Genomic DNA, 22,872 nt, shown 5'->3' on the forward strand with positions numbered 1-22,872 from the left:
TAACAAAAGGATTTTTCAACAGAAATCCCCTTTTTTAAAGAATAATGAAGTCGTTGTAAAGAAATATAACAAAATACCTCAATACTATCCATTAAATAAACATTTTTTGACAATTCCTTAACCCAAAAATTCAAAAACAGTACGTTTTTTTTACGAATTTATTTTTTTACAGCGTCAAAAATTACTTTTTTAAAAATATACCCCCGACAAAATTGCGCTTCTCTAAAAAATAGTACTTCCTAAAACAAAATAGCCCCCTAATTTTTAGGACTAAAAAAATAAATCTATATTTGACCCAGCGAAAAAACAAAAAAAATAAATTTATATTATTATGGCTAAAATTAAGTTAGAGTACATTTGGTTAGACGGATATGAACCAACTCAAAATCTTAGAAGTAAAACTAAAGTTGAAGAGCACGAAAATTTCAAAGGAACATTAGAAGAACTTGGAAATTGGTCATTTGACGGTTCGTCAACGAAACAAGCTGAAGGTGGATCTTCTGACTGTTTATTAGTTCCTGTTGCAATCTATCCAGATCCAACACGTATTAACGGATGGTTAGTAATGTCTGAAGTTATGTATGCTGATGGAACGCCGCACCCATCTAACGGTAGAGCCACAATTGATGATGATAATGATGATTTCTGGTTCGGATTCGAGCAAGAGTATTTCATCATGGATACTAAAACACAACTTCCACTTGGTTTCCCAGTTGGAGGATACCCTGCTCCACAAGGGATGTACTACTGTTCAGTAGGTGGAAAAAACACTCACGGTAGAAAATTAGTTGAAGAGCATGCTGATTTATGTATCGCTGCTGGAATCAACTTTGAAGGAATCAACCAAGAGGTTGCTTGCGGACAATGGGAATTCCAATTATTCGCTAAAGGAGCTAAAAAAGCTGGAGATGAAATCTGGGTTGCTCGTTACCTATTAGACCGTTTGACTGAGAAATATGGTTACTACATCGAATATCACCCAAAACCTCTAGGAGATACTGACTGGAATGGTTCTGGAATGCACGCTAACTTCTCTAACACTGTATTAAGAACATGTGGAGACCAAGCAACTTACGAAAGAATCTGTGAAGCTTTCCGTCCTGTTACAGCTGAGCACATCGCTGTTTACGGAGCTTACAACGATCAACGTTTAACTGGTAAGCACGAAACTGCTTCAATCCACGATTTCTCTTATGGAGTTTCAGACAGAGGATGTTCTATCAGAATTCCTTTGATGACTGTTCAAAAAGGATGGAAAGGTTGGTTGGAAGACAGAAGACCAGCTTCAAACGGAGACCCTTACAAAATTGCTGCTAGAATTATCAAAACTGTTAAATCAGCGCTATAATTTTAAGCTTACAATATATTATTCAAAAAGTGCCAGCATTACTTGTTGGCACTTTTTTTTAGCTATATCAAATCAAACCCGACAGGTTTTAGAAACCTGTCGGGTTTAAAAAGTCCAACGATACCAACTTTGTCAAAGTTTGAAACTTTGACAAAGTTCTACAATAACAGAAAACATATCTCATTTAAACGCCAAACCTATCAATTTCAACTTAAAAAACCTCATAACTTTATAACACTTAACATTTTACAAATAACAAACATTACTTAACTTTAAAACTAAATTTAATTTTTAAGTTAAAGTTCAAAACTTATCTTTGTATATCATTTAAAAAAACAATTTATGATAGTCTGGTCACTCTTTTTACTTGCTGTAATTTTTATCCTTGCTTTAGACCTTGGTGTCTTTAACAAAACGCCACATATTATTAGTACTAAAGAAGCCAGCAAATGGACTCTCGTTTGGGTTACTTTATCTTTTTTATTCTCAGGAGTAATTTACTGGCTGTACACAACGGATTATATCGAAAATCCAGACAAACTGTTGCCAATGGCCGCTTCAATGAAATTTATAACAGGTTACCTTATAGAACTTTCATTAAGCGTTGATAACATTTTTGTCATTGCCATTATTTTTGCTTCGTTCAAAATTCCGCAGAAATACCAGCACCGTGTATTGTTCTGGGGAATCTTAGGCGCCATTGTTTTCCGCGGTTTAATGATTTTCTTTGGTGTGATGCTGATTAACAAATTCGCATGGACCACTTATGTTTTTGGAATCTTCTTAATATTTACGGCCGTGAAAATGTTATTTTCAGGAGAAGAAGAAGATTTTCACCCGAAAGATTCTTTTGTTTACAAAACACTAGGAAAAGTGATGCCGATTACATCTGAAATGGATGGAGAGAAATTTTTCATTTCGACCAAAACTGCAAAGAAAGCTGCTACTCCATTATTTGTAGCTTTAATTGTTATTGAAGTGATGGACGTTTTATTTGCTGTGGATAGTGTTCCGGCAATTCTTGCCATAACCAAAGATCCGTTTTTAGTATTTAGTTCTAATATTTTTGCGATTCTTGGATTGCGTTCTATGTATTTCTTCTTGGCCAATATGTTAGCAAAATTCAGTTATTTAGAATACAGCTTAGTAGCGATTTTAGCTTTCGTTGGATTAAAAATGTTATTACATGATTTCTTCCACGTTCCAGAATGGGCTTCTTTAGGATTTATTGCACTTTCTCTTTTAGTTGGAATTTTAGTTTCTTTAAAATTTGGAGAAGAAAAAGTTTTAAATGATTCGTCAAGCGAAGAATAATTATTCTTGAAACATATATTCATAAAAAAAGGAAATCTTTCGATTTCCTTTTTTTTTTATGTTTTTTTTATCATTTTAACACCTTAATATTACTATCATCAATATTATACTGTTTTATAACTTGATAATAATCAGAATAATCAGGTTTACTAACCGATTTACTTGTGGTAGAAAAAGCACCTGGAACAATTACAATTCTAAAGGTCTGATTTCTAATTAAATCAGGCGTTAAAGCCAAATCATAAGTTCCTCTTGCATAGATTGTAAAATCTTCTCTACTAAAATCGAAATCATAGTCAAGCTCTCCTTGATTCAAATAAAGCGTTCTTGGAATCTGTTGCCAAACAGGAGTTGTTGCATCAATTGTTCCCGCTAATCTATAAATTAAAACAACATCAGAATTAAAAATATTAGGCGTTAATTTTCTATAAATATTATAACCATCTGCATTATTATAATCAAAATTTATATTTTGAAGTTCAAACACTTCTGCAATTAAACCATCTTGTCCCGGAGGCCCTTCTGGCCCTTCACAACTCGAAAACGCCATCATTCCAACAACAGCGAATAGTGTAAGTATCTTTTTCATAATTTTTATTTTTTAAAGGATTATACTATAAAGATATTCCAAAAATTAAACCAAAAAAAGTAATTCGGTTTATTTTAGAATAAAAAAGTCTTTATTTTTTTAGAATTCCCTGATTCTTAAGCAGTATTTTATTGAAAAATAATACATGATACGGAAGTGAATTTTCCCAATAATCCCACGTATGCGCTCCTGGACGTTCTGTATAATCGTGATCGACCTTATTATAAACTAATCTTCTATGTAATTCTCGGTTTGGTTCAATTAAAAAATCATCAACACCACAATCTATAATCAGAGGCAGTTTGTTTGCTTTCAATTTATCTGCCATTCTTAACACAGAATTCTGCTCATACAATTCGGTGTTACCGCTTTTATCTCCAAAAACGGGCTGCATCAATTTCACAACCTGAGCAGACGAATCTCTGTTCAGCATTGTACTCATATCCACTGCACCGCTCATACTTCCGGCCGCACAAAATAATTCTGGATGTCTGGCTGATAAATACAAAGCGCCGTGTCCACCCATAGAAAGACCTGTAATGACTCTTCCGTTTTTATTGGCAATTGTCTTATAGGTTTTATCTACTTTCTGAATTACTTCTTGAGTAATAAAAGTCTCAAACTGACTTTCTTTGTTTACCGGACTATCCAAATAAAAACTAAACGTCTCTCCTTCCGGCATTACAATAATCATATTATATTGGTCTGCCAGATTATGAACCAGTTTTTTGTTTGGCGTATTTTTCAACCAGTCGCTAAAATGTCCGTAAGCGCCGTGTAATAAATACATTACCGGAAATGCCGTTTTGCTTTTAGCATAAGAATTTGGTAAAACTACCGCCGCTTTGTAAGTTTTACCCATGGCGGTACTCGCAACTTGTAAAGTGTCTACTTTTGCCGCATATGTCATGGTGGTAAGACAAAGCAAAAATGCAGACAAGAGCATTTTAAATTTCTTCATTTTGATCTTTTTTTTCTGATTAGGGTTTGTAAATATACCTTTTTTTTAGAATAGAATATATGAAAAATCCGACCTGCTTTTGAGTTCAAAAAAGATAGCCACGAATTCACGAATTTATATTAAATAAAAATTCGTGAATTCGTGGCTAAAAAAAATTCTAAGCTTAAAAAATTAGCTAATTATTATCTTATGCTCATGACGGTATTGCGATGCGCTTTTACCTGTATATTGTTTAAACGATTTACTAAAGTGACTGAAATTATTAAATCCGCTTTCGTAGCACACTTCGTTAATACTCATTGGCTGTTCTGCCAAAAGTTTGGAAGCATGAACCAAACGATATTCATTTACAAACTCCGTAAATGTTTTGTTGGAAATCTTTTTAAAATAACGGCAAAAAGAAGGCGTAGTCATACTTACCAGACTCGAAACCTCGTCTATCGAAATAGATTCCTGAAAATGATCTTTCACAAAATTGAAAACCACATTCATACGATCGTTATCCTGAGTCTGCAATTCTAATGAAAAACCATCAGCATTTAATATCGTTGATTCTGTAGAAGAATCTAATTCGTCCAATATTCCTAAAAGGGTAAGCAATCTCTGAAATGGCGGTTCATTTTCCATCATTTCGATTTTCTTTCCGATTCTTTTTTTCGTTTCACCTCCAAAAGCGATACCGCCTTTAGCCTGTTTTAAAATATTCTGAACTTTTTTCATTTCTGGAGCGATAAAAAAATCGTTCCCTAAAAATTCAGGTTTAATATGAATAACGGTTTCATTTGTATTTCCCGTATTTTCATTTGTAAATCCACAATGGGGCAAATTGGCTCCTATTAAAAGTAAACTACCATTGGTATAATAAGAAACATGGCTTCCTATTTGTCTTTTTCCTGCCCCGCCATTTACATAAACCAACTCAATCTCTGGATGATAATGCCATAAATGAGCTTTACTATTGGTCTTTTCGGCGTGTTTGGTATAGGTAAAAGAACTTCCGTATGAATTAGTTATCACTTCAAGAGCTGGGGCAATTGTCTTCATGATAATTTCTTTAAAAAATAATAGCAAAATTAACAAAAACACCTAAAATAATCTAATTTTTAACCTACAACGGTTTCGTAAATGAGAATTTTACATTAAAATAACGTTATTAACACTGAAAAATTCACACCAAAACCGACTTTTTTTTCACGTCTCATTTTTTTTCTCCATATTTTTTTCAATAATCGTATTTAAAACCTGAATAAATACAAATACGTTAATTTTTGTAAGAAAAACGGAAAATTTAAGAAGTATTCAATTATTGCAAAACTTTGAAGAAAAACAATCAAATTAACAAAAACATAAGATTTAAATCAAATTTTAACCTATAACGGTTTCGTAAATGAGAATATAGCACATAAATTGGAAAATATAGTTGTTAAAATAACACAACTGCTGCTCTAACTTTGCCTCAGAGAAATGAACTAAGAATTTAAATACTACAGAATATGAAAAAGATTATGAAATTAAGTTTAGTATGTGCAGTACTTCTAACAGGAATTAGTACTTATGCAATTGATGGAAATGAAGCATTAAATCTTCATGTGTTAAAAGGAAATGGCAAGGTAATTGCTTTTGGTATTAACCAACTTCAAAAAGCAGTTATCAGTATATATGATACAAATGGTAGCTTAATCTATACTGAAAATGCATCTGGTAAAGATGGAATTTTAAGAACTTTCAGTTTAGAAGAATTTCCACAAGGAAAATACATTTTAGAAGTTGCTGATAATTACAAAAAAGTAAAATACGATATTACGGTAGATGCGAAAAGTTCTGTTTTGTCTTCAAAAGGAACTACTTCTCTAAACTAAGAAAATAGTAAGGTTAAGTGCAATTCTTCACGGCACTTAAAATTTTATACTCTAATACAGTATAAAAAGTGAGGTTAGATAGTTAGTAAGTTAAAAACTTTCAAAAGTTTTAAAAACGGCTCTTTGTGGTTACTGAGCCGTTTTTTTTTGCTCTAAAGTTTTTTAGAGTTTATTACACAAAGATTCACAAAGTTTTTTCACAAAGATTCACAAAGTTTTTTCACAGAGATTCGCAAAGTTATTTTAAGCTTTGCAAATCTCTGCGTTTTTTTCTTTGCGCATCTTTGTGGTATAAACACAAAATACAATTAAAAATTTAGAACCTTAGTATCTTAGAATCTCAGCAACTTAAAAATTTCCTACAATTTGCAAATAAATCTTTAACTCAATGTAAACTAAAAATCAAGAAAACGTTGAAAAATAATAACCAAATCAGTAAAAACGGTAAAAAATAAATCAAATTTTAACATATAACGGTTTCGTAAATGAAAATATAGCATATAAATAGGAAAATATAGTTGCGTTTTTTTACTTACAACAGAAGTAATTTAGCATCAGAGAATTAGAACTAATTAATTTAAAAACTAAGTATTATGAAAAAGATTGCAAAAATGAGTTTAGTAGCTGCGTTGCTTTTTTCTGGAATAAGCACTTACGCAATTGATGGAGCGGAAGATTTTAATCTTCACGTGATCAAATCTAATGGAAAATTAATCAGTTTTGGTCTTAATCAGACTCAGAAAGCCTACTTATCTATATATGATAAAGACGGATCTCTTATTTATTCTGAAACTGCTTCAGGTAAAGAAGGAATCTTAAGAACTTTCAGCTTGGAGGAATTCCCAGAAGGAATTTACTTTTTAGAAATTGAAGACAATACAAAAAAAGCAAAATATGAAATCGCTGTAACAGAAACTGTTACTGTTTTATCTCAAAAAGCAGTTTCTTCTGTTTACAAATCAGATTTTAAAAGTACTAGCGTAGCAGTACGCTAAAAAAGTTTTTATACTCTCATACAGTATAAAAAGTGAGGTTAGATAGTTAGTAAGTTAAAAAACTTTCAAAAGTTTTAAAAACAGCTCTTTGTGGTTACTGAGCTGTTTTTTTTTGCTTTTTACTTTTTAGAGTTATCACACACAGAGATTCACAAAGTTTTATCGCAGAGATTCGCAGAGTTTTTTTTAGAACTTTGCGAATCTTTGCGTTTTCTTCTGTGAATCTTTGCGGAATAGCCACAATCTTATATGTAAATAAATTCTTAACCCAAAGCAAATTCAAAATCAAGTAAAACATTAAAAAATAATAACTGAATTAACAAAAACGTTAAAAATAATTCAAGTTTTAACCTATAACGGTTTCGTAAATGAGAATATAGCATAGAAATTGGAAAATACAGTTGCGCTTTTTCATGTATATCATAAGTAATTTAGCATCAGAGAATTAGAACTATTAATTTAAAAACTAAGTACCATGAAAAAGATTGCAAAATTGAGTTTAGCAGCGGCGTTGCTTTTCACAGGAATTAGCACTTACGCAATTGATGGAAAGGAAGAATTTAATCTTCATGTATTGAAAGCTAATGGAAAAAAGATCACTTTCGCACTTAACAGAACACAGAAAGCGAACTTAGCCATTTATGACAAAGAAGGAACTCTTATATATTCTGAAAATGCTACTGGTAAAGAAGGAATTTTAAGAACTTTCAGCTTAGAAGAATTTCCAGAAGGAACTTACTTTTTAGAAGTTGAAGACAGCATCAAAAAAGCAAAATATGAAATTAAAATCGATGATAATGCTTCATTATCTAGAACTGCAATTTCATCTGTTTACAAAGCAGGTTTTGCTAAAAATTCAAGCGTGGCTGCACGTTAAAATTTTATACTCCATATAAAAGGTATAAAATAAGGTTAAAAAGATTAAAGTATTTTATTGTTTGAAGAAAAGAAAAACAGCTCATTGTTGGTTATGGAGCTGTTTTTTTTGTTTTTATATAAAATGTATTTTTTACACAAAATAATATCCTGAAAATATATTCTTACTAATTCAAACGATTGCGTTTTAAAGCGTAAAAAAGTTTAAAAAAAATAGTAAAAAACATCAAAAATCAAAAAACCGAGAGCCCAGTATTTACGTACATTAGTTCAAACAAAACTCAAAAAAGTTTAAAATTCAGCAACTTAAGTGTTTGAAAACGGCTTTTTATTGCTAAAAATTGAATTTGTATTTGTAGTTTTGCTCGTTCCACATTTAGTAATTAACATTTAAAAAAAACATGACAAAATTTACCAAAGCCGGTTTAGTTGCTGCCTTTTTTTTAGCGACTGTTTTTACCTATGCCCTTGATGGAAAAGGTGACTTTATTCTAAACATTAAAACAGGAAACGGAAAAGTAATGAGCTTTACTTTAGACACTGTTGAAAATTCATCTTTCTCTATCTTTGATGAGAATCACAATTTACTTTATGCTGGAGAGTCTGCAGCAAACAAATTGGAAGTTTCTAAAACTATTAGTTTAGAAAGTTTTCCTGCTGGAACTTATGTTCTAGAAGTGAAAGCAAACGACAAAGTTTCGAAACACGAAATTAAAGTTGCTGCAAAAAAAGTAAAGGCAGTGAAGTTAGAAGAAACTGTTAACCACAGTCCATCTTTCCGTCGCTAAGCCTTTTTTGTCCCCAAAGAAAAAAGTTTTTAAAAAGCAGTTCTTTTACCAGGAGAACTGCTTTTTTTGTTTTGTATAGTTTTCTACTCCCCATTTAAATAAGCGCCTGGTTTTGTCATCTTGACGAAGGAAAGATCACACTCGAAACTCTACAAAGATTGCGTATTTTTGTTTCACGCAGATTTAGCAGATTCAGCAGATTTTTTTATGTACCATTTATAGTAAAAAACCTCTCGTTTCTGAGAGGTTTTCCTATATTGTAAAACTACTATTTCTCTTTAAGCAATTTTTCCAAATATTCGATTTTGTCTTTTTCCGACTGAAGCAAACGCTCGTAAAGCTTTTTATTTTCTTCTACCGTTTCCATTAATTTATCTAGTGGATTGAAAGTACAATTGTTACTATTTCCAAAATTAACCTGACTCGCTTTAGTATCATTAAAAGTATTAAAGTAATTAATTGCCGCTTCGTCTGAAAAATTCTTGATGGCTTCAACTGTTACACCAAGCGCTTTTGCAACCTCAACCAATTTTTCATCGTCAATGGTTTCGCTGTTTTCCATAGCCGAAATCGCCTGCTGATTTGTTCCTAAAGCCTGCGCCAAAGCTTCCTGCTTCATATCACGAAGTTCACGGATACGGCTTATTTTTCGCCCTATATGATTTGGTTTTGTTAGTGTGCTCATAATTCAAAGATAATAATAAAGTGTCAAAATTCGTAAAATGTAAAAAACAGATTTTTTTGCCGTACGATACAGCTAAAAATGATTTGGTACAGTGAAATTCTATTTCTTTCTTCGCCAAACCAAACAAAAGTACAATTTTTCTTATAATATTTTTATAAAAGCCAAATTGTGAAGTAAAAAACAAGATACTAACTAAAACCACATTGCCATGAAAGCCAACGAAACCGAAACTTTGCAAAAACTACAACAATTAACCGCTATGTATTTTACAACACTAAAACCTACAAATGAACCCAATTCTTATACCATTCAATTTAAAGTGGTCAATTATTTAGAACTCGGCTGTCTTATTACCGATTTACTGAAATTATGTATTCTCGCACTTGATAATGATATGCATAACTTTTCGAAGAAAGATAATAGTGCTGCTATTAATGTTTCTCTGGTTTTAGAAACGGTTTTGCATTTGTTTCCTATGGATGAAATGGAGTTCTTGGGGTTTGTTGGGGAGGTTGTTGAATGATTTTCTTTTTTGATAATCCCAAATGGTATAAACATAGCCCGTGGTTTCAACCACGGGAACGTCATATTGTGTTACTCGCATTGTGTACCCGTGGTTGAAACCACGGGCTATATTTGATAATTGGATTTTTGTTATTTCCTAGCGCGAGCGAACGAAAGGTCTAGTGCCAAAAAATCTCGTACAAAAAGCCTGAAAGGCTACCAGCTCCAAAATAGGGCAACGCCCTATTAGAGAACACCCCGCTCCAGCTCCCCTATTACATAAAACTCAATGCAACTCGAAGCCCTAAAAGGGCGATAGCTATGCTCGTTATGTAATGGCTTACGCCCCTTCAGGGCTTTCTTATCAAAACCTGTGATAGACATTGGGCGTTGCCCAATGCTGGATGATTATAGGCCTTCGGCCTTATTTAAATATTCATTCAAACAAAAAGCCTCTCATTTCTGAGAGGCTCTACATATTGAGCAAACGTCCGATAATTTCGGACATTCAAAAATGTATCATTTACATATTCCTTCTATACTGCCCACCAACCTCAAACAACGCTGAAGTAATCTGACCTAAAGAACAAACCTTTGTCGCTTCCATTAAATGATCGAATAAGTTTTCGTTTTTAATAGCGGCTTGCTGTAACGTATTTAAGTGCTCGTTTACTTTTGCTTCGTGGAAATTATGCAAGTTATCCAACATCGTAATCTGATATTGTTTTTCTTCCTCTGTAGCACGAATAACCTCAGCCGGAATTACCGTTGGCGAACCTTTTGAACTCAGGAAAGTATTTACACCCACAATTGGGAAATCTCCATTGTGTTTTAAGGTTTCGTAATACAAACTTTCTTCCTGAATTTTAGAACGTTGGTACATGGTTTCCATTGCGCCGAGAACTCCGCCTCTTTCTGTAATTCTATCGAATTCTTGTAAAACGGCTTCTTCAACCAAATCAGTTAATTCTTCAATGATGAAGGAACCTTGAATTGGGTTTTCGTTTTTCGCCAAACCTAATTCTTTATTAATAATCAGTTGAATGGCCATGGCACGACGTACAGATTCTTCTGTTGGTGTTGTAATCGCTTCATCGTAAGCGTTAGTGTGCAATGAATTACAGTTGTCGTAAATCGCATACAAAGCTTGCAGAGTTGTTCTAATATCGTTGAAATCAATTTCCTGTGCGTGTAACGAACGCCCAGAAGTCTGAATATGGTATTTCAGCATTTGGGCTCTTTCGTTGGCTCCGTATTTGTTTTTCATGGCTTTTGCCCAAATTTTACGTGCCACACGACCAATAACTGAGTATTCTGGATCTACTCCGTTTGAGAAGAAGAACGATAAATTCGGACCAAAATCGTTGATGTTCATGCCTCGGCTCAAATAATATTCTACGTAAGTGAAACCATTTGAAAGCGTAAACGCCAATTGCGTAATTGGGTTTGCTCCCGCCTCTGCAATATGATATCCAGAAATCGAAACCGAATAGAAATTACGAACGTTTTTATTAATAAAATATTCCTGAACGTCACCCATTAATCGAAGCGCAAATTCAGTTGAGAAAATACAAGTATTCTGCGCCTGATCTTCTTTTAGAATATCAGCCTGAACCGTTCCACGAACTTGCGATAACGTTTTGGCTTTTATATCATTATAAACATCTAAAGGCAAAACCTGATCTCCCGTAACACCCAAAAGCATTAATCCTAAACCGTTGTTTCCAGCAGGAAGTTCGCCTTGGTATTTTGGTCTTTCGATTCCTTTGTCTTTATATAATTTGTTGATTTTGGCTTCAACTTCTTTTTCTAATTCGTTTGCTTTGATGTAAATCTCACATTGCTGATCGATTGCGGCATTCATAAAGAAACCTAACAACATTGGCGCAGGCCCATTTATCGTCATGCTTACCGAAGTTAAAGCATGCACCAAATCGAAACCTGAATACAATTTTTTGGCATCGTCCAAACAGCAGATCGAAACTCCTGCATTTCCAATTTTTCCATAAATATCCGGACGCAAATCTGGATCGTTTCCGTATAAAGTTACGCTGTCAAAAGCTGTTGAAAGACGTTTTGCAGGCATTCCTGCGCTTACATAATGAAAACGCTTGTTGGTTCTTTCCGGTCCACCCTCGCCCGCAAACATTCTTGATGGATCTTCGCCTTCACGTTTAAACGGATATAATCCCGAAGCAAACGGAAACTCGCCTGGAACATTTTCCTGTAAATTCCAACGCAGAATATCGCCCCAACCTTCATATTTAGGCAAAGCAATTTTTGGAATCTGTAAATGGGATAAACTTTCAGAATGCGTCGCAATCTTGATTTCTTTATCACGAACTTTAAACGAGTAAACCGGATTTTTATATTTGGCAACTTTTTCATCCCAATTCAGGATAATTTCCCAATTGTACGGATCTAAATCCATTTTTACCTTATCGAATTGATTCAGCAACAGATTTAAGAAGATTCTATTTTCGTCATGTTCAACAATGCCGCTTGGCAAAACAGTCGAATCGTCAATTCCTGCTTTTGTAATTTGAGGAACTTTTCCAGAAACAGATTCAATGGTTTTGAAAATTCCGTATAATTTTTGAGCTACTTTTTGCTGCGAAATGGCTGTTTCATCATAGCTTCTATTATTCTCAGCAATTTCAGATAAATAACGTGTTCTTCCCGGCGGAATAACGAAGATTTTTTCGCTCATTTCTTTAGTGATTTCAAAAGTCGATTTCAAATCTGAATCGGTTTTTTCTACCACTTTATCCATAATCGCTTTGTAAAGCGTGTTCATTCCCGGATCATTGAACTGCGAAGCAATCGTTCCGAAAACTGGCATTTCGTCTGGGCTTTTATCCCAAAGATTATGGTTTCTTTGATATTGTTTTTTTACATCGCGCAACGCATCAAGCGCTCCACGTTTATCAAATTTGTTCAACGCCACTAAATCGGCAAAATCAAGCATGTCGATTTTCTCCAATTGTGTTGCTGCTCCAAATTCTGGTGTCATTACATATAAGGATACATCAGAATGATCCATTATTTCCGTATCTGACTGACCAATTCCTGAAGTTTCCAAAATAATCAAATCGTATTTTGCTGCTTTCAAAACCTGAATCGCTTCGGCTACATATTTTGACAAAGCCAAATTCGATTGACGTGTTGCCAGTGAACGCATGTATACACGAGGATTATTAATGGCATTCATACGAATTCTGTCTCCCAAAAGTGCTCCTCCTGTTTTTCTTTTAGAAGGATCGACAGAAATCAATCCGATTGTTTTTTCTGGGAAATCAATTAGAAAACGACGCACTAATTCATCTACTAAAGAAGATTTTCCGGCACCGCCCGTTCCTGTAATTCCTAAAACCGGAATTTTAGAACTAGAATTAATTTCGTGGATTTTATCAAAAGCTGTTTTTGCAATTTCAGGGAAATTTTCTGCTGAAGAAATCAAACGTGCAATGGCCGTAGGTGTTTTGCTTTCGATATGATCGACTTCTCCATTTAATTTGTCTCCAATAGGAAAATCGGCACGTTGCACCAAATCATTAATCATTCCCTGTAAACCAAGAGAACGGCCGTCATCTGGAGAATAAATTCTGGTAATACCATATTCATGCAATTCTTCAATTTCACTTGGCAGAATTACACCGCCTCCACCTCCAAAGATTTTAATGTGTCCTGCTCCTTTTTCGCGAAGCAGATCATACATATATTTAAAGTATTCATTGTGCCCACCTTGGTAGGAAGTCATCGCAATGGCATTTGCATCTTCCTGAATTGCGGTATTGACCACTTCTTCAACGCTTCTATCATGACCAAGATGAATCACTTCAACTCCCGTTGACTGGATGATACGGCGCATAATATTGATGGCAGCATCATGTCCGTCAAAAAGTGAAGCCGCAGTGACAATTCTTACTTTATTTTTAGGAATATATGGTATTTGTTGTTCCATTTTATGAATATGATAATTTTATGGAGGCAATTTACAAAATATTTTAATATTCGATTCTTTCTATAAGCTTATCTTAACAAAAAATAAATCGATTTCGTGAACTATGAGGGTAACAATTTACGTAAATAGTTGATATAGTTAAAGAAAGCTTAAAGACATGGCAATTTCGCAACATTTAAATAAAATCAATAAACATGTTTTAAGGCCTTCTAAAGTAATTTAGCAATGTAGAAAAGCCCCCAAATTTTTACCAAAGCTTACCATAAAAAAGTAAAAACGTAAAAATTTAAAAAAATGAGAACATTTTATTCATTCACCGTGATTTTAGGTTTGAGTTTCTTTGTATCTTCTTATAACAGAATTGAAAACAATACACCTACATATAAAAAAACTCCAGCCACTTTAACTGTTAACAATGATTCTGATCTTGCAAACGCAGAAAAAGCTAATGACTTCTTTAAAAGGTATTCAGATTTAAAGAAATATAAATCGGATGTAATGTCATTATACAAGACCAGAACTCTAGGAACGATTTGGTTTGATGAAGACGAAATCAACGAATTTGGTTCTGTTTTATATGAAAAAGCAAAAAAAACTAATGATTTAGTAATTCCTTACCAAAATGAAATTGACAAACTTTTTGATGATTCATTAGAAAACAATCCATCTAAAACGGATGCTGACATGCTTTTAAGTTCAATGTATGTTTTGTACACTAAAAAAAATAACGCAGACAAGAAAAAATTGTCATACAATGACATGCTTAAAGATTTCTTGAACTATAGTACTATCGAAGAATCATCTGCAACTGCGAACCTTGATGCCAAAGTAGAATATGACCAATATTATAAATTGGAAGATGTATTAAAAAAATACAAAAAATTAGATCGTTCACATAAATGGAAACCAATTGTTCCCGCTGAATCTCCTTATAAAGATTTACGTCCAGATGCTGTTTCCAGTACTATTGCACAAGTTAGAACTCGTTTGTACTTATTGGGCGATTTAAAAGAGGATTCTAAAAGTGATGTTTACGACCGTGAACTGATGGACGCTGTAATGAAATACAAAGTTCGTAACGGATTCAAACCGAATTATATTCTTGCAGAAGAACATATTAAAGAAATGAATATTCCACTTTCTGAGAAAATGGAAACTTTAAAATTGAATATGGAAAGATGCCGTGCCATTGCGGCTCAAATTGCAGCAAGCGATGAATATGTTTTGGTCAATGTGCCTTCGTATGAAATGGTATACGTTAAAAATGGAAAAATACAGTTGACTTCACCTGTTTTTGTTGGAGCTCCTTTAACTAAAACTACCATTTTCAATGGAGAAATTGACAGAATCGTTTTCAGTCCTTATTGGACAGTTCCACAAAGCATCGTTCAAAATGAATTACGATCTAAAATTGCATCAGATCCAAATTATTTAGCAGAGAAAAATATGGAAATGGTAAACGGACAAGTAAGACAAAAACCAGGTCCAGACAACTCTCTAGGTTTGGTAAAATTCATGTTCCCAAATTCTGATGATATTTACATGCACGATACTCCATCAAAAACATTATTCGATTTTGAAAAAAGAACCTTCAGCCATGGTTGTATTAATGTAAAAATGGCAAAAGAATTAGCTGTTGCTATGCTTAAAGATTATCCTGAATGGACACAAGCTAAAATTGATAAAGCAATGGAAGGAAAAGTAGAAAGCAGTTTCAAATTATCTAAAAAAGTGCCTATATACATTACTTATTTCACTTCTTTAGTAAATGAAAATGGAGAAATTGGTTTCTTTCAGGATGTATACGAAAAAGATAAAGAGTTAACTAGCCAAAGTGCCGTTGCAGCTCAATAAAATAATTCCCTTCAAGTGTAGTGAGAATTTATCAAAAATGATAAATTCTCACTTTGTTTTTCTAATTAAAGGTGGTAAAGATTATACCCATATTATTTTAAAGGATTTAAACACAAACAAACCCGTTTACAACCCGAAAACCCAATTATCCTACAAATAAAAACTTCTCTAAAACAACATCAACGATTGTATAAAAAATGATACTAATCAGGAAATATTGTCCTAAAATCAATCTTATACTATCCCACTGACCTACTTATCTTTGAGACTAGGAATATTTTGTTAATTCTAACACAAAATGTTGCAGTCTAACATATAAAATTGTGGCTTTATTTTTGAATAAGTACTATTTTTGAACCTTAAATAAAACCCCAATAATGAAAAAGATTTTACTATTAGCCGTTACATTTTCTCTAACGTCTTGCGCACAAGTACAACAGACTTTAAATCAATTGCCTCAAATAGCATCTCAGCTTCCAACAACAGGAACTGTAGATATTGCTTCGGGATTAAAAGAAGCTTTAAATAAAGGAATTACAGAACAAGTAAGCAAATTAACTGCCGTTGATGGGTTTTACAAAAATGAAGCCGTAAAAATATTAATGCCGGAAGAATTACAAAAAGTAGATGCAACTTTAAGAAAAGTAGGTTTAAGTTCACTTGCCGATGAAGGAATCAAAATGCTGAACCGTGCTGCTGAAGATGCGGTTAAAGAGGCAACTCCGATCTTTGTTTCAGCAGTTAAAAACATGAGTTTTACAGACGCTAAAAACATCCTTTTAGGAAATGACAGTGCGGCAACAAGCTACTTGCAAAACAGCACAACAACAGCTTTGTACGGAAAATTTAATCCTGTAATTAAAAGCTCTTTTGAAAAAGTTGGAGCTGATGTGGTTTGGAAAAATATTATCACAAAATACAACACTATTCCATTAGTGAAAAAAGTAAATCCAGATTTGACAGATTACACAACCAATCAAGCGTTATCTGGTGTTTTCAAAATGATTGCTGTTGAAGAAAAAGAAATAAGAAATGACATTTCTGCAAGAACAACGCCTTTGTTACAAAAGGTTTTCGCTCTGCAGGATGGAAAATAATTTTTTCCTAAGGTACAAAGAGACAGAGTTACAAAGGTTCAAAGCGACCTTTGCAACTTTGAACCTTTGCAACTTTGTCACTAACCAAAATAAACCAAAATGCAAAAAATAACCATTTTAATTCACTGTAAAGACCAAAAAAACATTATTGCATCTGTTACTACTTTTATTGCTCAAGTAGGCGGAAACATTACCTATATCGACCAGCATGTTGACGTAGAACAGAATGTATTTTTTATGCGATTGGAATGTGAATTTGCCAATTCTGAAATTACCATTGAAAGCTTTAAAGCTGACTTTGACAAAACACTTGCTTCAAAATTTGATATGTCTTGGGATTTGTACAGTCAGGAGCAAAAACCTAAAATGGCATTGTTTGTTTCTAAATACGATCACTGCCTTTTTGATATTTTAGGACGTTACAGCGCTGGGGAATTGAATATTGAGATTCCGGTAATTATCAGTAATCATAATGATTTGAGATGGATTGCAGAGCGTTTTGACATTCCGTTTCACCTTGTTCCTTTTACAAAAGATAATAAAGACGAAGGCGAAGCAAAACAGATTGAGTTATTAAAAGAATATGAAATTGATTTTATTGTTTTAGCCCGCTATATGCAAATCATAACGCCAAAATTGATTTCCCTTTACGAAAACAGAATCATCAATATCCACCACTCTTTTTTACCTGCTTTTCCGGGAGCAAAACCGTATCATTCGGCTTTTAAACGCGGTGTAAAAATTATTGGTGCCACAAGTCATTACGTGACCGAAGAACTAGATGAAGGTCCGATTATCGAGCAGGATATCGCAAGAGTTTCTCACATTCACTCCGTAGAAGATTTTATCATGAAAGGACGTGATTTGGAAAGAATCGTTTTAGCAAGAGCTATAAAATTGCATGCTGAAAGAAAAACGATGGTTTATAGTAATAAAACAGTAGTTTTTTCTTAAAGGTTCAAAGAGACCTTTGCAACTTTGCAACTAACCAAAAAAGACCCGACAGATTTTAAAAATCTGTCGGGTCTTTTTTTAAACAACGGTAATTCGCACTTAAAACTAAAAGAATAATTTCTCAAAAAAAGTTTCATTTGGTAGTTTGAAATGCGAGTTTTTTACATCCGTTGTCATTTTTTTTACGTTTTACATCTTATTGATTTTTAGTTTTTTATCAAACACTTTCAAGTATCTCTACTACATTCACAAACAAAATTGGCAGGTGTTGTATTTTAATAATCAAATATTATTTTTTGTTGTAAAAAGCTCAAAATCGGGTATTTAAAAATCTTAACGTATGTCCAACAAAGTAATAACAAAACCTTAACAGCATTACATCGATTTATGTCTGACCTTTGTAATGTAATAAACTGGTTATTTATTATTTTGGTTTTGGTTAGTTAAATGATGCCGGCGTCTTCGAGATGCCGGCATTCTTTTTTATATCTGTTTTTGTTTCAAGTTTCAAGTTTCATTTGTTTCAGGTTACCTTAATTTGAACATAATTTAACCGCAAAGTTCGCAAAGTTTTTTATTCAAAGGCTTTAAAAAAGCGCAAAGTTCGCAAAGCTTCGTGTAAAAAACTTTGCGAACTTTGCGGTTAAGCCTCCCAACAACTTTAAACCTGAAACGATAAGACATTAACTTATATCCAACAAAGTAATAACAAGATCTTAACAGCATTACATTGATTTATGTCGGACATTTGTAATGTAATAAACTGGTTATTTATTATTTTGGTTTTGGTTAGTTAAATAATGCCGGCGTCTTCGAGATGTCGGCATTTTTTTTATAATATTTTGTTTGAGGATTAGGGTTGTCTTACTTTGAAGATAATTTAACTGCAAAGAGCGCAAAGTTTTTTATTTAAGAGGTTTTATAAAAACGCAAAGTTCGCAAAGCTTTGTCTAAAAACTTTGCGAACTTTGCGTATGCCTTAGCGCTCTTTGCGGTTAAATCAACGTATTCTATAACTAACCTGAAACTAATTTTTAAGTCTTTCTTGTAATAGTTTGAAATAAGAGAAAGCCTTTAGTAATCGGCTTCCATGCCAAGAGAACATTTCGCCATCGACAAAGATTGTTTTGGCGTGGTGTGTAAATCTTCCAATTTCGAAAGCATCTTCTTCTTTAAACGGATAAGGTTCTGATGACAGGAAAACAATATCCGGATCGCCTTCCAATCGCATTTTCTTTAATTCTATTTCGGGATAACGGCCTTTATCTTCGTAGATGTTTTTAAAATGATTTAGTTTTAATAACTCATTTATATACGTATCCTTTCCGGCAACCATATAAGGGTCTTTCCAGATAAAATAAGCCACTTTCTTTTCCTTAATCTCTTTTATATAATTTTTGAAATCGCTTAAAGCGAAAGTCAATTTGTTGTTCCACTTTTGAGCTTCAGTTCTGCAATTGAACAATTGTCCGAAATCTGAAATCATTTGGAAATTATCTTCAATAGAAACAATATTCGTAACCCAGACTGGACAAATTTCTTTTAGCTGATTTACAATTTCTTCGGTGTTTTCTTCTTTATTACAAATGATGATATCTGGTTCTAGAAGCTTTATTTTTTCAAAATGAATCTTCTTCGTACCGCCAACAATCTTTTTGGTAGACTTAAAATGAAACGGATGCACACAAAACTTCGTTATTCCGATGATTTTATCTTCCAAACCTAAATCGTACAATAATTCGGTTTGAGAAGGAACGAGCGAAATAATACGTTTTGGAGTGTTTTCAAAAGAATGTATTGTTCCCAGTTGGTCGGTTAATTGTTTCATTTTATTTAGTCGCAGTTTTCAGTCGCAGTCTCGGTCTAAACTGTGACTGAAAACCGAGACTGAAAACTTTTATTTATTAGCAATAATCTCTTCCATTTCTTTCTGCACTTTCAAAGCCTCTTCTCTGGCCTTTTCAGCAAAATCAGTTCCTTTAGAAGCGTAGATAATGGCTCTTGCAGAATTTACTAATAGCCCTACTTTATCATTCATTCCATATTTGCATACTTCAGACAAACTGCCACCTTGAGCCCCAATTCCTGGAACTAATAAGAAACTATCTGGAACAATTTTTCTGATTTCTGTAAAATATTCTGCTTTTGTTGCACCTACCACATACATTAGGTTTTCGCTGTTTTTCCAAGTTTTAGAAGTTTCTAGAACCTGTTTGTACAATTCTTTTCCGTTTGTATTTAAAGTCTGGAAATCGAAAGCGCCTTCGTTTGAAGTCAGGGCCAGCATAATGGTGTGTTTGTTTTCGAAAGCTAAGAAAGGCTCAACAGAATCTTTTCCCATATAAGGAGCAACTGTTACACTATCAAAATTCAAATCTTCAAAAAATGCTTTTGCATACATGCTAGAAGTATTTCCAATATCACCTCGTTTTGCATCTGCAATCGTGAAGATGTTTGGATAATTCTCATTGATATAATTAATTGTTTTCTGCAAAGACATCCATCCTTTTATTCCGTATGCCTCAAAAAATGCTGTATTCGGTTTATAACCAACAGTCAAATCATGAGTCGCATCAATTATTGCTTTATTAAATTCAAAAATTGGATCTTCTGTTTCTAATAAATGCTCTGGCATCTTTGAAAGATCTGGATCTAAGCCTACGCATAAAAATGATTTTTTTTGAAGAATTTGTTCGTGTAGTTGCTGTGTTGTCATATTGTCTTTTTGCTTGTGCGGCAAAATTACAAATTATAATGGTTTATGGTCAATGGTTGAGGGTTAATTGTTGGTGGTTTCAGGTTTCAGGTTTCAGGTTTCAGGTTTCAGGTTTCAGGTTTCTTGTAAACCCGACAGGTTTTGAAAACCTGTGGGTTTAATTCAGTTTCATTTTATCTTCAAGCTTTCGGGCTGAGCGGTTCCGAGGCTTCGGGAGAAGCCTCTTGCATACTTTTTTTTTCCCCTTCTACCTCGATCAGGGCAATATCAATAATTTAGTCAAAACATGTCAATAACATTGAATTTCTGTAACTTCTATTAAAAATTGTGTAAAAGAAAATTGGGTCTGAAAGGTATCTTTGAAAATAACCTTTAATACAGACAATTATGAGCCCAAATATTGGAATTACACCAAAAAACCTAAAAAAGAGCGCTGCAATATTAGCCACGATTTTATCTAACGAAATGACTTTATATGTAAAAACCAGAAAATTTCACTGGAATATTTCAGGAAATAGTTTTATGGAATTACACAAACTGTTTGAGGAACAATACAGAATTCTTGAAGCCCAAATCGACGAAGTTGCTGAAAGAATCAATCAATTGGGCGAAAAAACAATTGGTACAATGAAAGAATTTATCGAGAACTCTACTCTTAAAGAATCTCCAAAAGAATACGCTTCACAAAAACATATGTTATCTGAACTTTTAGAAAACCACGAACAACTGGTAACCGAATTCAGAGGTTATATTCCCGTTTTTGAAAACGAAACCAATGATGCCGGATCTGCTGATTTTGTAACTGGACTGTTGCAGAAACACGAAAAAATGGCATGGATTCTAAGACGTTATCAGGTTTAATCTTCAATTTCGGTTTTAATTTTTAATTCTCAATTTTTAATTGAAATGAAAATTATACAACAGTCATTAAAATAAATGTAACATGATCCTGTTTTTTAATTTGCAATTTTACATTACAATAATTTCAAACAAAAAGCGCCATGAATACTACTGAAATAAAAGGAAACTGGAACGAGTTAAAAGGAAAATTGAAGCAAAAATATGCTGAATTAACAGATGATGATTTGATGTTTGCTGAAGGAAAAGAAGACGAAATGTACGGAAGACTTCAGCAAAAATTGGGGAAAACTAAAGAAGAATTCCACAAAATCCTGTCAGATTTGTAAATCCTTACAACTCAACCGGGAAAATACCGTCTAGTAAAAATATTAGACGGTATTTTTTTGATAATTTTATTTTAAAATACATTTAACTTGTAATTCTAAGCTTTTTTTAAGCAAAAACACCAAATAAAATAAGTATCTTTAACCAAATTTCTATAAAATGAAACTATTTATAAAGTTCGACATAAATACAATTTGCTCTCTTTATTTAAAACAAAATCTGGAACAAAATAATATCAATTTTACCACTCTAGGATTTGGAGAAATCGAGATTGAAGACAATATAGATGCCGAAGCACTGGATAATTTAAAAACTAAATTAGCTCCATGCGGTTTCGAAGTAGTTGAAAATCAAAAAAGTGTTTTGGTCCAAAAGATTAAAGATGCAATTATCGAACTTGTTTTTATGGATGACAGCAATAATTATAAAAGTTCTGTATTTTTAGCTGAAAAGCTGAACCACAGTTACGGATATTTATCGAATGTTTTCTCAGAAGTAACATACTCTTCTATTGAAAACTTTATTATTTTACAGAAAATTGAAAGAGCAAAACAATTGATTATTATCAATGAAATGAGTTTGACCGAAATTGCTTTTTTACTGAATTACTCCAGTGTTGCGCATTTGAGTACACAGTTTAAAAACACGACCGGAATTACTCCGTCTGCTTTTCAGAGAATTATTAAAAAGAGAAGAGAAAATTTAAAATAAAAACCCAAATACCGCGATCAAATGCAAAAAAACGCATTACACATTTTATTAGCCGACGATGATGAAGATGACCGTCTTTTCTTTAAAGATGCTTTTGAAGAAATCAAAATTCAGACAAATGTAAATTTTGTTCATGACGGAATGCAGCTGATGGATCATTTAATGAACACAGATAATAAACTTCCAGATATTTTGTTTCTAGATTTGAACATGCCTAAAAAAACAGGTAAGGAATGTTTGATTGAAATCAAGAAAACAGAGCATTTAAAAGATATCATCATTGCTATCTACTCTACTTCCTCGTCTGAAGAGGATATCGAAGATACCTTTATCCAAGGAGCCAATATCTATATCAAAAAACCAAGCGATTTCAACACGCTTAAAAAAATAATTAATGAGGTCGTGACTGTAAACTGGCATTATCATACTTCTGGACTAAACCGTGATAATTTCTTGCTGCGACTAAAATAAG

Annotated in this window: 21 protein-coding genes; 14 read left to right on the forward strand and 7 right to left on the reverse strand. The window is 33.2% G+C overall.

Annotated elements, in window-relative coordinates:
• Nucleotides 1–331 precede the first annotated feature (331 nt).
• Both BM289_RS05440 and BM289_RS05445 read left to right on the forward strand, forming a co-directional pair.
• Nucleotides 332–1,348, forward strand: coding sequence for a glutamine synthetase beta-grasp domain-containing protein (locus BM289_RS05440; RefSeq protein ID WP_091491476.1), 1,017 nt, complete (start codon nucleotides 332–334; stop codon nucleotides 1,346–1,348).
• A 342-nt stretch (nucleotides 1,349–1,690) separates the two neighbouring features.
• On the forward strand, nucleotides 1,691–2,662 hold the full coding sequence (locus BM289_RS05445; protein WP_091491478.1) for a TerC family protein: 972 nt from the start codon (nucleotides 1,691–1,693) through the stop codon (nucleotides 2,660–2,662).
• A 70-nt stretch (nucleotides 2,663–2,732) separates the two neighbouring features.
• Here the strand turns inward: BM289_RS05445 and BM289_RS05450 are convergent, their stop codons facing one another.
• From BM289_RS05450 to BM289_RS05460, 3 genes are all read right to left on the reverse strand, one after another.
• Nucleotides 2,733–3,251 carry a hypothetical protein gene (locus BM289_RS05450; RefSeq protein WP_091491480.1) on the reverse strand — a complete coding sequence of 173 codons (519 nt, stop codon included), beginning with the start codon at nucleotides 3,249–3,251 and terminating at the stop codon, nucleotides 2,733–2,735.
• A gap of 91 nt (nucleotides 3,252–3,342) precedes the next feature.
• Nucleotides 3,343–4,212 carry an alpha/beta hydrolase gene (locus tag BM289_RS05455; protein ID WP_091491481.1) on the reverse strand — a complete coding sequence of 290 codons (870 nt, stop codon included), beginning with the start codon at nucleotides 4,210–4,212 and terminating at the stop codon, nucleotides 3,343–3,345.
• Between the two features lie 171 nt (nucleotides 4,213–4,383).
• Complete coding sequence (locus BM289_RS05460) at nucleotides 4,384–5,256, reverse strand: AraC family transcriptional regulator (protein WP_091491483.1); 873 nt, start codon at nucleotides 5,254–5,256, stop codon at nucleotides 4,384–4,386.
• 449 nt (nucleotides 5,257–5,705) lie between these two features.
• Here BM289_RS05460 and BM289_RS05465 point away from each other — a divergent pair, with 449 nt between their 5' ends.
• The 4 genes from BM289_RS05465 (at nucleotide 5,706) to BM289_RS05485 (ending at nucleotide 8,730) form a co-directional block, all read left to right on the forward strand.
• Nucleotides 5,706–6,071 (forward strand): T9SS type A sorting domain-containing protein, encoded by a 366-nt coding sequence (locus tag BM289_RS05465; RefSeq protein ID WP_091491485.1) that lies wholly within the window; start codon nucleotides 5,706–5,708, stop codon nucleotides 6,069–6,071.
• A gap of 593 nt (nucleotides 6,072–6,664) precedes the next feature.
• Entirely contained in the window at nucleotides 6,665–7,066 is a 402-nt protein-coding gene (locus tag BM289_RS05470; RefSeq protein WP_091491486.1) for a T9SS type A sorting domain-containing protein, read from the forward strand.
• Nucleotides 7,067–7,541: 475 nt separating this feature from the next.
• Nucleotides 7,542–7,943, forward strand: a complete 402-nt coding sequence (locus tag BM289_RS05480) for a secretion protein (RefSeq protein ID WP_091491490.1) — start codon at nucleotides 7,542–7,544, stop codon at nucleotides 7,941–7,943.
• Nucleotides 7,944–8,343: 400 nt separating this feature from the next.
• Nucleotides 8,344–8,730, forward strand: coding sequence for a secretion protein (locus tag BM289_RS05485; protein ID WP_091491492.1), 387 nt, complete (start codon nucleotides 8,344–8,346; stop codon nucleotides 8,728–8,730).
• 268 nt (nucleotides 8,731–8,998) lie between these two features.
• On the opposite strand, the gene BM289_RS05490 is transcribed toward BM289_RS05485, so the two are convergent.
• Nucleotides 8,999–9,415: a helix-turn-helix domain-containing protein gene (locus tag BM289_RS05490; protein ID WP_091491493.1), complete on the reverse strand. Its 417-nt coding sequence runs from the start codon at nucleotides 9,413–9,415 to the stop codon at nucleotides 8,999–9,001.
• A 208-nt stretch (nucleotides 9,416–9,623) separates the two neighbouring features.
• On the opposite strand from BM289_RS05490, the gene BM289_RS05495 reads away from it, so the two are divergent.
• On the forward strand, nucleotides 9,624–9,938 hold the full coding sequence (locus BM289_RS05495) for a hypothetical protein (RefSeq protein WP_091491495.1): 315 nt from the start codon (nucleotides 9,624–9,626) through the stop codon (nucleotides 9,936–9,938).
• 504 nt (nucleotides 9,939–10,442) lie between these two features.
• On the opposite strand, the gene BM289_RS05500 is transcribed toward BM289_RS05495, so the two are convergent.
• Nucleotides 10,443–13,883: a methylmalonyl-CoA mutase family protein gene (locus BM289_RS05500; protein ID WP_091491496.1), complete on the reverse strand. Its 3,441-nt coding sequence runs from the start codon at nucleotides 13,881–13,883 to the stop codon at nucleotides 10,443–10,445.
• A 294-nt stretch (nucleotides 13,884–14,177) separates the two neighbouring features.
• On the opposite strand from BM289_RS05500, the gene BM289_RS05505 reads away from it, so the two are divergent.
• From BM289_RS05505 to purU, 3 genes are all read left to right on the forward strand, one after another.
• Nucleotides 14,178–15,737 carry a L,D-transpeptidase family protein gene (locus BM289_RS05505; RefSeq protein WP_091491498.1) on the forward strand — a complete coding sequence of 520 codons (1,560 nt, stop codon included), beginning with the start codon at nucleotides 14,178–14,180 and terminating at the stop codon, nucleotides 15,735–15,737.
• Nucleotides 15,738–16,114: 377 nt separating this feature from the next.
• Nucleotides 16,115–16,834 carry a DUF4197 domain-containing protein gene (locus BM289_RS05510; protein WP_091491500.1) on the forward strand — a complete coding sequence of 240 codons (720 nt, stop codon included), beginning with the start codon at nucleotides 16,115–16,117 and terminating at the stop codon, nucleotides 16,832–16,834.
• Between the two features lie 99 nt (nucleotides 16,835–16,933).
• Nucleotides 16,934–17,788: a formyltetrahydrofolate deformylase gene (gene purU / locus BM289_RS05515; RefSeq protein ID WP_091491501.1), complete on the forward strand. Its 855-nt coding sequence runs from the start codon at nucleotides 16,934–16,936 to the stop codon at nucleotides 17,786–17,788.
• 1,027 nt (nucleotides 17,789–18,815) lie between these two features.
• Here the strand turns inward: purU and BM289_RS05520 are convergent.
• Together BM289_RS05520 and pyrF are read right to left on the reverse strand one after the other, a co-directional pair.
• On the reverse strand, nucleotides 18,816–19,616 hold the full coding sequence (locus BM289_RS05520; protein WP_091491503.1) for an ABC transporter substrate-binding protein: 801 nt from the start codon (nucleotides 19,614–19,616) through the stop codon (nucleotides 18,816–18,818).
• Between the two features lie 69 nt (nucleotides 19,617–19,685).
• Nucleotides 19,686–20,504 (reverse strand): orotidine-5'-phosphate decarboxylase, encoded by an 819-nt coding sequence (pyrF, locus tag BM289_RS05525; protein ID WP_091491504.1) that lies wholly within the window; start codon nucleotides 20,502–20,504, stop codon nucleotides 19,686–19,688.
• A gap of 387 nt (nucleotides 20,505–20,891) precedes the next feature.
• On the opposite strand from pyrF, the gene BM289_RS05535 reads away from it, so the two are divergent.
• The 4 genes from BM289_RS05535 to BM289_RS05550 all read left to right on the forward strand — a co-directional run bounded on the left by BM289_RS05535 (nucleotide 20,892) and on the right by BM289_RS05550 (nucleotide 22,871).
• Nucleotides 20,892–21,365: a Dps family protein gene (locus BM289_RS05535; protein ID WP_091491507.1), complete on the forward strand. Its 474-nt coding sequence runs from the start codon at nucleotides 20,892–20,894 to the stop codon at nucleotides 21,363–21,365.
• Nucleotides 21,366–21,505: 140 nt separating this feature from the next.
• On the forward strand, nucleotides 21,506–21,691 hold the full coding sequence (locus BM289_RS05540; protein WP_091491509.1) for a CsbD family protein: 186 nt from the start codon (nucleotides 21,506–21,508) through the stop codon (nucleotides 21,689–21,691).
• 157 nt (nucleotides 21,692–21,848) lie between these two features.
• Nucleotides 21,849–22,400 (forward strand): helix-turn-helix domain-containing protein, encoded by a 552-nt coding sequence (locus BM289_RS05545; protein WP_091491510.1) that lies wholly within the window; start codon nucleotides 21,849–21,851, stop codon nucleotides 22,398–22,400.
• A 21-nt stretch (nucleotides 22,401–22,421) separates the two neighbouring features.
• Nucleotides 22,422–22,871, forward strand: coding sequence for a response regulator (locus BM289_RS05550; protein WP_091491512.1), 450 nt, complete (start codon nucleotides 22,422–22,424; stop codon nucleotides 22,869–22,871).
• The last annotated feature ends 1 nt before the right edge of the window (nucleotide 22,872 follow it).

It is taken from the genome of Flavobacterium phragmitis, assembly GCF_900112575.1.
Taxonomy (GTDB): Bacteria; Bacteroidota; Bacteroidia; order Flavobacteriales; family Flavobacteriaceae; genus Flavobacterium; species Flavobacterium phragmitis.